We start from the raw sequence: 14,998 nt of genomic DNA on the forward strand, positions 1-14,998 counted from the left end.
GGGTGTAAGTGAGAAAAACTATACCAACCACAATACATACAATATCGCGGCCAATACTATCCTGTAATACACAAAAGGCATGAAGCCTACTCTGTTAAGCAAACGCAAGAAAATGGCTATGCAACAATAGGCCGCAAGCCCGGAAACGAGCGCGCCCAACCCTAGAGACGCCCAGTCGACTGCAGCAGCACCATCAGCAAGCTCCCAGGCCTTTAGCAGACCCGCACTGGCAATAATGGGTATCGATAGCAGGAAAGAAAAACGGGCCGAAGCCTGTCGATTCATTCCCAACAGCAACGCAGCCGTCATTGTTACGCCCGAACGTGAGACACCCGGCACTAAGGCCAGAACCTGAGCGCAACCAATGAGAATGGCCATAGTCAATCCGAGGGTGCGCCCAAATTCTGTTGCCGTGGTCCGACGATCGGCTATTCCCAATAGCACACCAAAAAGCAGCGTAGTCGTGGCTATAACGGGCAGCGTCCGCAAGTTTATTTCTATAAAATCACCCGCAAGAAGCCCAACCACACCCGCTGGAACCGTTGCCAGCGCGAGATACCACACCAAGCGACTATCGTCACAAGCGGGGGCGCCTGCGAGCGAACGCAACCAACGATCGGCCATGCGCAGCAGATCCTCGCGATAATAAAACAACACCGCCATGAGAGTGCCTACATGCACTGCAACGTCAAAGGCCAACCCTTGGTCAGCCCAGCCCAATACCAAAGAAGGAATCACCAAATGGGCCGAGCTAGAAATTGGAAGAAACTCGGTCAAACCCTGCACGAGGGCAAGGAATAACGCTTGGTAGATGTCAATCACGCTGGCTTTCCCTGCTGTGCTAGTTTTTTCCAAGAAATTTCGTCACGCACATAGACGGGCTGTACTTGCCAGGGGGACTGAATCTCGCCATTTTGGAATTTGGCCAGTGCAAGAGGAATGATATCCCTTGCCATAGGCACGATATCGATGAGCGTTGCAACGACTGTCACACGCAGAGCCTCTGGAAACTGTTCCAAAAAGGGACAACCGTCGCCCACCACTGTTAAGGGTCCGGGCTTATCAAGTGCGAGATCTGCTGGCGCACAAGCCCACGGTCCTTCACGCAGCAAAGCCAGTTCATCCTCGTACTGATAAACTGCGCTGTAAACCTCATTAATCCGAGCATCAAGAGTACACAGTACATTGTCATTAGCGCTCACGTCACCGCGTCTCCAGGCGTTTTGCGCCAAAACCGCTAACGTGGGAACGGCAACAGCTGGCAAACCACAGCTGTAAGCCAATCCCTGAACCGCACTGGCTGCTATACGCAAACCCGTAAAGGAGCCTGGACCGCATCCATACGCGATAAGTTCTATGCCCTGCTCCTTCAAAGTACCACCGGGCAACAGTTCTTCCAGCATCGAAAAAATCAACTGGTTGTGCTGCCGTGGCGCAACCTCATAGCGCTCCCTAATCTGCCCATCGATAGAAACAGCGACGGAACAAGTGTCAGTCGCGGTTTCAATGGCCAAAATCCCCGTCATAGTCCTCCCCCTACAAATGTGCTGGCCTATACTCATTACAAAGCCAAGCTGTTACGGTGTCATGATGTAATTATCACACACTCATGTGTGGGTAAGAACTCCCCTTAGACTAAAACACTATAGCCAGCCCTCTCCTATGAAGCAAAAACTCAACGTCACAGGACTTATTCTTGCAGGAGGTGCCGGACGCCGCGTCGGAAGACGGGACAAAGGTCTAATTACCTGGCAGGGAAAACCACTTGTTGCTCACGTCAGCAACTGCCTCAAGCCTCAAGTTTCAGAACTGCTGATTAGCTGCAATCGCAACTTTGCACGTTATGGGGAATTTTCTACGCAAACCATCACCGACAATCGCGAGGATTTTCAAGGCCCGCTCGCGGGCCTAGAAGGCGCATCCGCTTTCATCCTCACCGATTTTCTCGTGGTAGTCAGTTGTGACACACCGCATCTGCCAAAAGATCTCGTGAGTCGTCTCATCGCTCCACTTTCAGGTAGCACTAATGACTCTCCGGAAATCAGCTATGTGCACGATGGAGTGCGGGCACAATATTTGTGTGCTGCAATGCGCCGTGATTGCCTAACGTCCGTTACCCACTATTTGAACGAAGGTCATCGTGCTGTGCGAGACTGGTACAAAACTCGACATGCCGTTACGGTGGATTTTTCCGACTGCGAATCAAGCTTTAGGAACTATAATCGGCTGGCATAGATGGATGCGCTGACCTGACATCTCGAAGTACGCGACTGATTTTTATAACCTCTAACGAAAAAACCCGCAGAGATTGCTCTCAGCGGGTTATTTATAAGCTCTACAGCTCTATCTCTTCTTGCCTTTCGCTTTAGGCTTGGCTTTCGCTTTAGGCTTGGCTTTCGCTTTGGGCTTGGCTTTCGCTTTAGGCTTGGCTTTCGCTTTAGGCTTGGCTTTCGCTTTGGGCTTGGCTTTCGCTTTAGGCTTGGCTTTTGCTTTAGGCTTGGCTTTCGCTTTAGGCTTGGCTTTCGCTTTAGGCTTGGCTTTTGCTTTAGGCTTGGCTTTTGCTTTAGGCTTGGCTTTCGCTTTGGGCTTGGCTTTCGCTTTAGGCTTGGCTTTCGCTTTAGGCTTGGCTTTCGCTTTGGGCTTGGCTTTTGCTTTAGGCTTGGCTTTCGCTTTAGGCTTGGCTTTCGCTTTAGGCTTGGCTTTTGCTTTAGGCTTGGCTTTTGCTTTAGGCTTGGCTTTTGCTTTAGGCTTGGCTTTTGCTTTAGGCTTGGCTTTCGCTTTAGGCTTGGCTTTCGCTTTAGGCTTGGCTTTTGCTTTAGGCTTAGCTTTTGCTTTTGTTACTTTTTTCTTAGCAGTTGCCATTACGCATCTCTCCAGACTGTTGATGAGGGTACCGCGTTGTTAAAAGTAACAACAATGCAATAGAGATACAACAGTCAAAATTGTAGAAAATTCGCATCTATGAAACACGAAATTCCACTACTTTTTTTCAGAAAGAAACATTATGCACGTCAACTTTTTCTTTATTATATTTTACGGCGTATTTGCGGCTAAGAATTTAGGGATGAACACAGTGTTTGCCGAATGTTTTCAACACTACCTTGGCCTTCGATCGTGTGGTAACGGGGAGCTAGTTCGCCGGTCATATTTTGATAAAAATCGATCAGCGGACTTGTTTGCTCATGATAGATATCCAATCGTTTTCGCACAGTCTCTTCGCTATCATCATCCCGCTGAACCAGAGGCTCACCCGTATCATCGTCCAGCGATTCAGTCTGCGGTGGATTGTATATCACATGATAAACACGACCCGACCCTGGATGCACTCGCCGACCACTCAGGCGCGCCACAATCTCGGCGTCTTCTACCGCAATCTCCACCACGTGATCAATAGCCACTCCGGCATTCACCATGGCCTGAGCCTGAGGGATTGTGCGGGGAAAGCCATCAAACAAAAAGCCGTTGGCACAGTCCGGCTCAGCAATTCGACCTTTGACCAGCCCGATAATGACCTCATCTGAAATCAGTCCGCCTGAGTCCATCACGGCCTTGGCTCGCAGCCCTAGTTCAGTCTCCGCTTTTACCGCCGCACGCAACATATCTCCGGTAGAAATTTGAGGGATACTGAATTTTTCACAAATGAACTGAGCTTGAGTACCTTTCCCCGCGCCTGGAGCGCCTAATAAGATCAATCGCATTTGAAAACGTCCTCGCCTGTGTATCGCTGCAGAAAAATATCTATCGCTGTGGTGTAAATCGGAGCATGAAAGGACGATAACCATACACAGCGGATGGAAAGGTTACAAGCACCGCCTCTAGCCACCCAAATCATCTTTCGCTAGGCGCCACAGTCGATCGAATTGCTTTTCACTCATTGCTGATAAGGCCGCGCCATTGTCCGCGACACGTGCCTCCATATTTTGAAATCGTCGCTCAAATTTTGCCGTGGAATGACGCAATGTCTCTTCTGCATCCAAGCCAAGATGTCGGGCAAGATTCACACAGCTAAATAATACATCACCCATTTCATCGTTTATTCCTTCTGCGTGCTCACTGTTCAACGCCTCACGCAACTCATCCAGCTCCTCCTGCACCTTGTCTAGCACAGCATGTGTATCAACCCAATCAAAGTTTACCTGCGCTGCCCTTTTTTGCACCTTCTGCGCACGAGGCAATGCTGGCAGTGCGCGTGGCACATCTGCCAATACACCCGATTGGTTCTTTTCGTCCCGTTCAAGCTGCTTGATCTCCTCCCAGTGACGCCTGACGTCTTCTACCGAACTACGGTTGGATACGATCCCTTCGATTTCTCCCTCTGCAAAAACATGCGGATGCCGTCGGATCAGTTTCTCCACCAGCGTTTGAACAATGTCATCGAAGGAAAACACATTTTTTTCTCTGGCCAATTGCGCATAAAACACCACCTGAAACAACACATCGCCAAGCTCTTCGGCAATATGGTCAAAGTCTTGATCCTCTATCGCCTGGGCCAATTCATAGCACTCCTCCAATGTAGACGGCACGATGCTATGGAAATCCTGACGGATATCCCAGGGACAACCGCTCTCAGGGTCTCGCAGTCGCTGCATTACTCGCAATAGGTCTGAAAGCGAGTAGTGTATACCGTCCATTTTTCACTCCTTACTCTGTTACACGCACCGCAGAAGATACATTTTAAGGTGATTGATACGCTCCAATAATTTGAACAATGACCCAAGACCGGACACTTCTATACGTAGCAACGGGTGGCAGTGCTGGCCAGATTATTCGCCTGGATGTTACTCACGCCCTCGTCATTGACGATGGTGTGTGGACGCATCTGAACCATTTCCACTTTTCCCCTTACCCGCTACCGAAGACCCCAGTGGAAAGGTAGCGATCACCGCGGTCGCAGATAATCGCAACAATTACCGCATTTTCGACCTCAAGGGATAGTCGCAGTGCGGCAGCGACAGCACCTCCTGCAGAAACGCCACAAAAAATCCCTTCCTGAGCAGCCAAGCTGCGCATAGCCAGCTCTGATTCCTGTTGCGAAATATCTATTACCCTATCGACTCTAGACGCCTCAAATATCTTTGGCAAATAGGCCTTGGGCCAGCGACGAATCCCAGGAATACTGGACCCTTCCAGCGGCTGTAACCCTACAATCTGTACCTCGGGGTTTTGTTTTTTAAGATAAGCAGAAGCGCCCATGATAGTCCCAGTCGTACCCATGGAACTCACCAGATGAGTAACCGTTCCGTCAGTCTGCTGCCATATCTCCGGCCCGGTACCCTGAAAGTGCGCGAGTGGATTATCTGGATTACTAAACTGATCCAGGACTGTGCCCTGGCCTTCAGCCTGCATTTTCATGGCCAGGTCACGAGCACCCTCCATGCCCTCCTCCTTCGACACTTCCAGCAACTGTGCCCCGTACGCAGACATCGCCTGTTTACGCTCCAGGCTCATATGCGAAGGCATAATCAAAATAAGACGGTAACCCCGTATAGCCGCGACCATTGCCAGTGCTATACCGGTATTACCACTGGTCGCCTCTATTAGCGTGTCACCTGGCTTTATGTCTCCGCGCGTTTCGGCCTCCGCAATCATACTGAGCGCTGGACGATCCTTGACTGATCCAGCCGGATTATTGCCCTCCAGCTTGGCGAGAAGGGTATTACTGGTAGCCCCAGGCAAGCGCTGAAGGCGTACCAGTGGTGTATTGCCAATACAGGCTTCAATAGTGGGGTAATCAGGCATAGCGATAGTGCCTCAGAATGGACGTGTGATTATATAGAACTTTGACCGCATGAGGCCATGTCGGATTCGTCAGAAACATGGGCAACCCGTCTATCTTATCGACATTGAAATCACGATGGATCCCCACTCACATAGGGCTTGGAGGGCGCCTCTTGGTGTTTCGCAGCCACCGTCGCTTTAACACGAAACAATTCACGACTGTGCAATGGCATATCACCTAGATGCACCGCCAAAACCTCTCTTAAAAGCAGTTTGGCCGTAAGCCGCACAGCCCCCCCGAACTCGCCGGATTCCATCGTTAACAAATCAGATCCTCGATAGGTTGCAGAACAATCAGTGGCATCGCCACTAGCGACCAGACCGCAATCGGGGTCATAGCGATAGCGCAGCGTGTCATCAACTGGCTCTCCACTGGCACCGTCAAGACTCAAATTCAGACCGTAACCTAACTCATCTAGCAGGGTAATTTCAAACCCTCGCAGCACTGTGTCCACAACGGCATTGCCTGCAAGCGCCTTTAGTGCGTAATCATAGGCCGCAAACAATTTCGGGTGAGCATCGTTTCGATGCAGCAGGCGCACCAGCAATTCGTTCATATAGAGCCCGCTAAACAATCGCTCACCCCGCAAAGTTGACATGCCTCTCACAGGCTCTGTTGCGCTAAGCGTCTTCAATTCCATGCGACCGGAAAACGACAACAAAAGAGGACTGAACGGTTGTAACAAAGCCGCTTTGCTTCCCCTTCGTGTCTGGCGTCGTGAGCCGCGGGCGACTAAACTAATGCGACCGTACTCGGCGGTAAACACTTCTAAGAGTGCACTCGTGTCCCGGTAGGGGCGACTGTGTAATACATAGGCGGGTTGTAAATTGACGCGCATTCTATAGGGGAAGACCTAACGGTCGTCATATCCCAGGCTGCGCAGAGCTCGTTCGTCGTCTGACCAACCAGATTTGACCTTTACCCAAAGTCGCAGCATCACCTTGCTGTCAAAAAGTCCCTCCATATCGCGGCGAGCGTCCGAGCCAATCGAACGCAATCGAGAGCCCTTATCACCGATAAGTATCCTTTTCTGGCCCGTACGCTCAACAAAAATCACTGCAGAAATGTGCAACACCTCGCCTTCTTGGGCAAATTCTTCTATTTCAACGGCAATGGAGTAAGGCAACTCGTCGCCTAGTTGCCGCATGATCTTTTCTCGTACGATTTCCGCAGCGAGGAAACGCTGGCTACGGTCGGTGATCTGGTCCTCGGGGAAAAAGTGGCCAGACTCGGGTAATAACGTGAGAATTTGCGCTTCCAAAGCATCGACATTGTGCTGACGTAACGCGGATACCGGCAAGATGGCCGAAAATTCGGCTTTGGCCGCCAAGCTCTGCAAATGGGGAAGCAGCTCCGTCTTGTCGGCGAGCAAGTCAATTTTATTGACTACCAGCATAGTCGGAAGTCCCGATTGCTCGATTTTCTCAAGCACGATGCTGTCTTCCTCCGTCCATGCCGTCCGATCCACGACGAAAACCACCAGGTCGACATCGCGAATAGCAGCACTGGCCGCCCGGTTCATGTAGCGGTTAATGGCTTTACCCGCATCCTTGTGCAGGCCCGGTGTATCGACAAATATAATCTGATGATTATCCTCCGTCTTAATCCCTAACACCTGATGGCGAGTGGTCTGTGGCTTACGAGACGTTATGCTGATTTTCTGTCCCAATAGATGGTTCAGCAGTGTGGATTTACCAACATTCGGCCGGCCGACAATCGCGACATAACCACAGCGAGATGGGGTATCAGAGGTCATGATTAGACAACCTTTCCAGCGCGAGAGTAGCCGCATCTTGCTCGGCCTTACGCCGACTAGGGCCACTACCTTCAACAACTAATTTTGGATCGCGCAACCGACATGCCACCTGAAATTGCTGCGTGTGATCTTCCCCCTGAACACTGAGTAACTCGTAAACAGGTAAGGGGTGACTGCGCCCCTGCAGATACTCCTGTAATTGCGTTTTTGCGTCCTTTTCTACCGTGCCAGTCGTCAGCTGCTGTAGGCGGGTATCAAACCAACCAAGCACACATTGACGACACTGCTCTACGTCACTATCCAACAAAATAGCACCCACCACCGCTTCAAACGCATCTGCCAAAATAGACGCGCGGCGGTGCCCTCCACTCTTGCGCTCTCCGCTGCCCAATCGCAAATGGTCACCGAGCTCTAATTCCAATGCGACTTCGGCAAGTGTGTCGCCTTTAACCAGAGAAGCCCGCATTCGACTCATCTCTCCTTCCCTTGAAGCGGGGAAACGCAGGAAGAGTGCCTCAGCAATAATGTGATTTACGATGGAGTCGCCCAGAAATTCAAGCCGCTCGTTGTTTTGGCCACCTACACTGCAGTGAGTGAGAGCCAAGTCAAGTAAGTCCGAGTCACGAAACTGATAACCCAGCACTTGTTGCAGCCGCGCAGTATGTTCCACGCGCTACTGGGTAACTGTAACTGGTTTAGAAAGTGGCTCGGGATCGCCAACCTGATACAGCAGGTCGTCAAACTTCAAGACCGCATCGATCCGCCACACAATAGGCAACCGAACCTCATAATTACCATCAATATAGGTCTTCCCCTTCAACCGATAGACCTCTACATCCTTGGGGGCCAACTGGTATATCTGATTGGAATTGAAAATATTGGCTATCTTGCGCCTAATTGTTGCGTTTGTTTCGATAGCAGAATCAGCATCCATCGCAATCTTAGAGATGATGCTCTTCACGGTCAGGTACTCAAAATAGGGGGGAAACATACGAATAAGACACATGGCAAAAAAACCCAGCATAAACAGTATGCACAGGGTCCCCAAGAGCGACAGTCCGGATTCACGTTTGCGAGTAATCATATGATTTCCCTCACGTAGCTTTTATCACTTATTCTATCGCGCCAACACGGCTAAAGCTCGGGAGACTCACCAGGGTATCCCAATGCATCCAAATCGCAAAGGCTTTGCCCACTATATCCTTTTCAGACACCTGACCCCACACCCGGCTATCACTACTATTATCGCGATTATCACCCATCATGAAGTAATGTCCCGGCCTCACTACGACCGAAAAGTCGCTTGAAGGACGCCGAGTGTCGACCTGCATAAGGTGCTCAGACTCTCCCAGCGACTCACGTCCCGTGATATTGTGAGAGCTCTGCGCGAACTGCTCTGCGGCAGGCTCACGCTCTACCCACTCGCCGTTTACAAATATCTGTTTATTGCGGTATTCAACCGTATCACCCGGCAAGCCTACAACGCGTTTAATAAAATAAGTGTCGTTCATGTGTGGCGGGAAAAACACCACAACATCACCTCGCTGTGGGTTATTGAGTGCCAACACTTTGGTCCGTATCACCGGGAGTCGAATCCCATAGGTATACTTATTGACAAGAATATAGTCTCCTACTTCCAGTGTGGGCACCATCGATGAAGAGGGTATCTGGAAAGGCTCTACCAAGAAGGAGCGCAACACGAATACAACCAGCAGGACCGGAAAAAATGACCTGGCATACTCAACCAACACAGGTTCCCTAGCTTTTTCCGCCACCCGCGACTGATAACTCCCCGCATCTGGGCTCCCTTCGACACTCCAGCGCGGGTACTGGGCCTGCAACGCGCTGGCTATTCGTTTTCTGCCCGGGGCCAAAAAAAGACTGTCTAACAGCCAAAGAAGCCCGCTACCAAAGACAAGGCATAACAGAATCAGCGGAAAATCTACGGTAAATTCATTCACTTTTTAACCATCCACTTTTAATACAGCCAAAAATGCAGACTGGGGTATTTCCACCCGTCCAACCTGCTTCATACGCTTCTTGCCAGCCTTCTGTTTGTCCAGCAACTTGCGCTTACGACTCACGTCCCCACCATAGCACTTCGCAGTCACATTTTTTCGCAGCGCCTTGACGGTCTGACGGGCAACAATTTTACCGCCAACGGCAGACTGGATCGCAACATCGAACATTTGTCTTGGAATCAACTCTTTCATTTTTTCCGTTAGTAACCTGCCCCGGTGCAGTATGTGATCACGGTGTATGATTGATGCCAAAGCATCTACGCGCTCGCCATTGATTAGAACATCGAGTCGCGAAAGATTAGCGGCCTGAAATCGTTCAAAGCCATAATCAAGGGAGGCGTAGCCACGACTGACAGACTTCAATCGATCAAAAAAGTCCAACACAACTTCAGCCATCGGGATGTCATAAACAACCGAGACCTGAGCACCCAGAAATTGCATGTCCCGCTGTTCACCGCGCTTATCTACGCAAAGCGTGATCACATTGCCTAAATATTCCTGAGGCACAAGAATATTACAACGGGCAATAGGTTCACGCATCTCCTCAATATCCCCAACATCGGGCAGCGCCGAAGGATTATCCACTGGCACAATATCACCGTTCTTTTTGACAATTTCGTAGATAACTGTTGGAGCAGTGGTAATAAGATCGAGATTATATTCTCGCTCCAGTCGTTCCTGAATGATCTCCATATGAAGCATGCCCAAAAATCCGCAGCGGAACCCAAAACCGAGTGCATCAGAAACTTCCGGCTCATACTGCAAGGATGCGTCATTCAAGGTCAATTTTGCCAGCGCCTCACGAAAATCCTCATAATCATCCGAGGATATCGTGAAGATACCCGCATACACCTGCGGCTTTACTCGTTTGAACCCCGGGAGGGCCGGGACATTCGCGTCCTTAGCGTGCACCAGCGTATCGCCAACCGGTGCGCCATGGATATCTTTGATACCCGCCACGATATAGCCTACTTCGCCAGCTTGTAACATATCCTGTTCGACACGCTTGGGCGTAAAGACGCCTAACACATCGACCTGATGGGCCTTGCCGACTGACTTAGCCATTATTTTTTCACGCCTGCGGAGCACACCTTGCTTCACTCGCACCAGAGAAACCACGCCCAAATAATTGTCAAACCAGGAGTCGATGATCAAGGCCTGCAACGGGGCCTCGCGATCGCCTTCGGGAGGCGGAATGTGTTCGACCAGATATTCTAGAGCATCCTCTATTCCAAGCCCAGATTTTGCACTGACCAGGCACGCGTCAATGGCATTGATGCCAATAATTTCCTCAATTTCCAGCTTCACCCGATCAGGATCCGCCTGCGGCAGATCCATCTTGTTTAAAATAGGGAGAACCTCCAGCCCCTGCTCAATGGCAGTATAACAATTGGCCACTGACTGGGCCTCCACACCCTGCCCTGCGTCTACAACCAGAAGCGCCCCTTCACACGCGGCGAGGGAGCGTGACACTTCATAGGAAAAATCGACATGTCCGGGAGTATCAATGAAATTGAGTTGGTAAACCTGCCCGTTGAGAGCCGTATAGTCCAACGTGACACTCTGCGCCTTGATAGTGATACCGCGCTCGCGCTCGATATCCATTGAGTCGAGAACTTGAGTGTCCATCTCCCGTGCGCTTAGCCCGCCACAGTGCTGGATAAAACGATCCGCCAGCGTGGACTTGCCGTGATCGATATGGGCAATGATAGAAAAGTTACGGATGTGTCGAAGATCGCTCACGCTATTGGGCTCGATTAACCGCAGGACTGAAGCAGGCAATACGCCTACCCCTTAGCCCGCAAAAACGCGAGATTGTACCTCAATGCACAGACAACCGCTACGCTGACTCAGACCGCGGGCATCGACAGTGAGCCTAAACTATTACGCAGGAATCAATCCGACAGCTTGAGCGCAATAAACAAAGAAGAACCTTGACGAATCAAACGCAAGGGGACGGAACCTCCATCCTTCAACGTGTCGACAGCGCGCTCAAATGTCTCGACGGATTGGATAGGACTGGTGTCGATAAGGGTGATGACATCGTCAACCCTGATGCCGGACTCCGCGGCAATTGAACCAGACTCAACGCGGCGCACCACCACGCCGCCGCTGACGCCCAAGTGCTCCAAACTCTCAGGAGAGAGCGACTCCACCTCCATCCCAAGGCGACCGCCACGATGCTCATCAGCGTCTCCTGCTGACAGTGTATAACTGTCATCTGACTCCAGCCCCCCCACTTTAACGCTAATGGTCTGAGACTTTTTATCCCGTACCAGTTCTACCTCTACGGTGGAGCCAGGGGCAACCAGCCCTACCACGTGAGGCAGGTCAGCTGACGTAGGGATAGGCTTCCCATCAAATTTCACAATAATATCTCCACTGCGTAATCCCGCCTTGGCAGCGGGGCCATCATTGGACATATCTGCGATCAGTGCGCCACCTGCACGCTTTAAACCAAAGGACTGCGCAAGTGTTTTATCGACATCCTGAATAGTGACGCCCAACCAGCCTCGCGTCACCCGTCCGTTCTTCTTCAATTGTTTAATCACATTACTTGCCACGGAGCTTGGAATAGCAAATGAGAGCCCTATGGAACCGCCGCTACGGGTGAATATCTGAGAATTAACACCGACGACTTCCCCATCAAGATTGAACAGTGGCCCCCCGGAGTTACCAGGATTAATCGCGACGTCTGTCTGTATAAAAGGCACGTAGTTTTCATTCTGTTCGGTAGGAAGACTGCGCCCCTTGGCACTGACAATGCCGGCTGTAACCGAGTAATCCAGCCCAAAGGGCGAGCCGATCGCCAACACCCACTCCCCCACCTCGAGGTCATCATTATCTGCCAGCTTGAGCATAGGCAGATCGGCAGCGTCTATACGCAGCAGTGCAAGATCAGAGCGTGGGTCTGTGCCGACGACCTCTGCATCGAACTCTCGGCGGTCACTCATACGCACCAAGACACTGTCGGCCCCGTCGACCACATGATTGTTGGTAAGAATAAAGCCATCGTCGGAAACGATAAAACCCGACCCCATGCCCATGCGCTGACGTTCGGAAGGCGGAGCACCCCGAAACTCAAAAAAACGGCGCAGCTCTTCAGGAATTTGTTCCTGCCCCGGTTGCCCGCCGTTATTTTGGCTGGGACTTTGTTCCACGATGATCTTGACGACGGCAGACGAATGCTCGCGCACGATCTGCCGAAAATCCGGCAATTTTTGGAGCGACGACCCCATTACCTGCGTAACGCACAAAAACGTACTCAGAAAAAGAAAACCAGACAAGCGCAGCTTAGTAGTCATACAGTGGATCCAACGCAATAAGTGAGATGTCAGCATGCAAGAATGATTAGAGAAGCGTCACCGCCTCTGCGACCGGAGAATCGATGCGCAGAAGAACCGGTTGAAACTCCGGGTCCTGTCTATGATGAATGCCGTGCCAGCGAACCAGTATGAAGCCGGAGGCCAATCCGCCAGCCGCACCAACAACCGCTAACAAATCAGGCTGGCCCGCAAAAAAATGGGATACGGCCATAGCGCCAGCTAGCATACTCAGTAATGGAAGAATGTAGGCAATGAAAGATCCTCGCAAAATCACCTCTTCAGGGATGCTGATAAGGACCTGATCATCGACTTTGTAATCCTCGACGGACTGGTCTCCAGGCAACGCTCGCACATAACCACGCTTACCATCAGAGATGCGGTTGAGTAGCCCATGACCGCACCCTTTTTGTGCCGAACACGTTCCACAGGTACTGCGCCGGATGGTCTCGACCCATATTCCATCGGTCTCTATTCCTACTACACGCCCTGTTTCTGTTAGCATATCACGGTAGCCAGTCTAGTGAGTCGGCCACCATTCTAGCGGTATTGACAGGCACTTCGCCTATCACCGTTACCAGCACTGGCTGCTCATCAATGCGCATGCCACGAGTATACGAAGTAGTACCACCCCGTTTTACCAAACCCTCGCCCGCTCGAACTTCAACATTGAGCTCTTCCAAAAACACAGAAAAAACCGCAAAACCGTCAGTATAGGTTCTTCGCTCACTGGTCCCAGTGGATGGGCCGGTTGCAGCAAACCCAAGCGGCAACCAGCCTATATTCCAGGCACGAGTCACAGGATCTTGGGCTGAAGCGCTCTGAGGATCAAGATGCTGCGCCGTATGGATGACATCTGCCTGACTGAACTCAGGCAGATTATCGGAATAAACAATGTTGGCGAATTGCATGGTTTCCAGTATTTTATGACCGTGACCAATCGTCTGCGCTTTGAGCATGATGCCTGTTTCTTCATCAAGGTCAACGACGTATCCAAAACGGTACATGTCCCGCGGCTCAATCACAATGCGGACAACCTCCCGTCCTGCCACACGCTCTCCTGGTGTGACAGCAAAGCGATAGTGCGTGGCAATTCCACAACTTTTTTCCGGCAGCAGAGCCTCGCCGCGCAGCAACCGATCCCCCGGGTGTATACAATCTAGTGGGTGCGATAAACGCTCTACTTGTGCGCCCCGGCCCGTCAATTCCACGAGACGCTCCGAACTGCTCCCATCGCCCACTATATGGGAGACTTGCATCACCTGCATGTCACCATCACGCTGTAAAGTCACCACGCCGTGATAGTTAGCCTGGCGCAGACTTCTGGACATTTTGTCCAACCAGGAAAGCGCCACGGCATTATCATCGGGACAGCTAGCCGCATTTGCTCCCACGGATGTAGATACCGAAAAAACAGCCAATAATAGATATCTAAAGAGTTTTTTTGACACGCTAGACAACGACGTCACCTATTCCTGTATCTGAGGAACACGAACAAAGGGAATCAGACCCTGCGGAGCATTCAGTGCCGCCTGTTCTGCATGTTCCTGCATATATTTACGGTGCCGCTGTAATGCGAGCTCCTGATAAGCCTTGCTGGTAGCCGGCTCCAAAATGGGCACCGCCTGCATACCATAACTTGCCTGCACAGTCGTAGCGCCAAGACTGTTCAGCATACCTACCGGTGACGCATTCGTTGCGACCGAGCGACCGGAATCATAGGGGTCATCACCGCTAATCAAGGCCAGTTGCTGCCCCCCGATAACAACGGTTGCCGCCACGGAGGCCGCCACAGCAATACTCACGAAGGGACGTAACATACGTTGCTTGAAACCTATACCTGCCGGCTCCCGAGCGGGTGCACTCAAAACCTCCAGTGAAGATTTCACCCGTTCTGATATGTCCCAATCGAGACAGGCAATTTGACTGCCCTGAACTGCTTGCTGAGCCACGTTATAACGTATCCATGAACGACGCAGTTCGGGATCTTGAGAAACCTGCGCAAGCACCCTCTCCAGCTCCAGCTCATTGGCTTCATCGTCCATTAAAGCGGAGAGTGATTCACCCATTCTTTCATTCATATTCAATACACTCCCGATAATGCCTCACTAGCGGAGAA

17 protein-coding genes are annotated in these 14,998 nt (G+C 51.2%); 1 reads left to right on the forward strand and 16 read right to left on the reverse strand.

What is annotated here, in order from left to right:
* Positions 1 to 18: 18 nt before the first annotated feature.
* Positions 19 to 819, reverse strand: coding sequence for an undecaprenyl-diphosphate phosphatase (locus ABXT62_RS09375; protein WP_415358189.1), 801 nt, complete (start codon positions 817 to 819; stop codon positions 19 to 21).
* The gene (gene tsaB / locus ABXT62_RS09380) at positions 819 to 1,526 is read right to left on the reverse strand and encodes a tRNA (adenosine(37)-N6)-threonylcarbamoyltransferase complex dimerization subunit type 1 TsaB (protein ID WP_415354989.1); all 708 of its coding nucleotides are present in this window, start codon (positions 1,524 to 1,526) and stop codon (positions 819 to 821) included. The genes ABXT62_RS09375 and tsaB overlap by 1 nt, the downstream gene beginning before the upstream one ends.
* A gap of 136 nt (positions 1,527 to 1,662) precedes the next feature.
* Between tsaB and mobA the strand changes: the two genes are divergently transcribed.
* A complete protein-coding gene (gene mobA, locus ABXT62_RS09385; protein WP_415354990.1) occupies positions 1,663 to 2,235 on the forward strand; it encodes a molybdenum cofactor guanylyltransferase MobA in 573 nt (190 codons plus the stop codon).
* Positions 2,236 to 2,343: 108 nt separating this feature from the next.
* Here the strand turns inward: mobA and ABXT62_RS09390 are convergent, their stop codons facing one another.
* The 14 genes from ABXT62_RS09390 to ABXT62_RS09455 form a co-directional block, all read right to left on the reverse strand.
* Entirely contained in the window at positions 2,344 to 2,862 is a 519-nt protein-coding gene (locus tag ABXT62_RS09390; protein WP_415354991.1) for a hypothetical protein, read from the reverse strand.
* Between the two features lie 188 nt (positions 2,863 to 3,050).
* On the reverse strand, positions 3,051 to 3,698 hold the full coding sequence (adk, locus tag ABXT62_RS09395) for an adenylate kinase (protein WP_415354992.1): 648 nt from the start codon (positions 3,696 to 3,698) through the stop codon (positions 3,051 to 3,053).
* A 117-nt stretch (positions 3,699 to 3,815) separates the two neighbouring features.
* The gene (gene mazG, locus ABXT62_RS09400) at positions 3,816 to 4,631 is read right to left on the reverse strand and encodes a nucleoside triphosphate pyrophosphohydrolase (protein ID WP_415354993.1); all 816 of its coding nucleotides are present in this window, start codon (positions 4,629 to 4,631) and stop codon (positions 3,816 to 3,818) included.
* A 211-nt stretch (positions 4,632 to 4,842) separates the two neighbouring features.
* A complete protein-coding gene (gene cysM, locus ABXT62_RS09405; protein WP_415354994.1) occupies positions 4,843 to 5,739 on the reverse strand; it encodes a cysteine synthase CysM in 897 nt (298 codons plus the stop codon).
* A 110-nt stretch (positions 5,740 to 5,849) separates the two neighbouring features.
* Positions 5,850 to 6,617, reverse strand: coding sequence for a DNA repair protein RecO (recO, locus tag ABXT62_RS09410; protein WP_415354995.1), 768 nt, complete (start codon positions 6,615 to 6,617; stop codon positions 5,850 to 5,852).
* Between the two features lie 15 nt (positions 6,618 to 6,632).
* Positions 6,633 to 7,535: a GTPase Era gene (gene era, locus ABXT62_RS09415; protein ID WP_415354996.1), complete on the reverse strand. Its 903-nt coding sequence runs from the start codon at positions 7,533 to 7,535 to the stop codon at positions 6,633 to 6,635.
* The gene (gene rnc, locus ABXT62_RS09420; RefSeq protein WP_415354997.1) at positions 7,525 to 8,205 is read right to left on the reverse strand and encodes a ribonuclease III; all 681 of its coding nucleotides are present in this window, start codon (positions 8,203 to 8,205) and stop codon (positions 7,525 to 7,527) included. The genes era and rnc overlap by 11 nt, the downstream gene beginning before the upstream one ends.
* A gap of 3 nt (positions 8,206 to 8,208) precedes the next feature.
* A complete protein-coding gene (locus ABXT62_RS09425; RefSeq protein WP_415354998.1) occupies positions 8,209 to 8,619 on the reverse strand; it encodes a DUF4845 domain-containing protein in 411 nt (136 codons plus the stop codon).
* Positions 8,620 to 8,647: 28 nt separating this feature from the next.
* Positions 8,648 to 9,496, reverse strand: a complete 849-nt coding sequence (lepB, locus tag ABXT62_RS09430; RefSeq protein ID WP_415354999.1) for a signal peptidase I — start codon at positions 9,494 to 9,496, stop codon at positions 8,648 to 8,650.
* A 3-nt stretch (positions 9,497 to 9,499) separates the two neighbouring features.
* Entirely contained in the window at positions 9,500 to 11,299 is a 1,800-nt protein-coding gene (lepA, locus tag ABXT62_RS09435) for a translation elongation factor 4 (protein ID WP_415355000.1), read from the reverse strand.
* 152 nt (positions 11,300 to 11,451) lie between these two features.
* Complete coding sequence (locus ABXT62_RS09440; protein WP_415355001.1) at positions 11,452 to 12,861, reverse strand: DegQ family serine endoprotease; 1,410 nt, start codon at positions 12,859 to 12,861, stop codon at positions 11,452 to 11,454.
* A gap of 46 nt (positions 12,862 to 12,907) precedes the next feature.
* Entirely contained in the window at positions 12,908 to 13,384 is a 477-nt protein-coding gene (locus ABXT62_RS09445) for a SoxR reducing system RseC family protein (protein WP_415355002.1), read from the reverse strand.
* A 1-nt stretch (position 13,385) separates the two neighbouring features.
* Positions 13,386 to 14,348: a MucB/RseB C-terminal domain-containing protein gene (locus ABXT62_RS09450; protein ID WP_415355003.1), complete on the reverse strand. Its 963-nt coding sequence runs from the start codon at positions 14,346 to 14,348 to the stop codon at positions 13,386 to 13,388.
* A complete protein-coding gene (locus ABXT62_RS09455; RefSeq protein ID WP_415355004.1) occupies positions 14,349 to 14,960 on the reverse strand; it encodes a sigma-E factor negative regulatory protein in 612 nt (203 codons plus the stop codon).
* Positions 14,961 to 14,998 lie beyond the last annotated feature (38 nt).

It is taken from the genome of Halioglobus sp. Uisw_031 (assembly GCF_047729875.1).
Taxonomy (GTDB): Bacteria; Pseudomonadota; Gammaproteobacteria; order Pseudomonadales; family Halieaceae; genus Marimicrobium.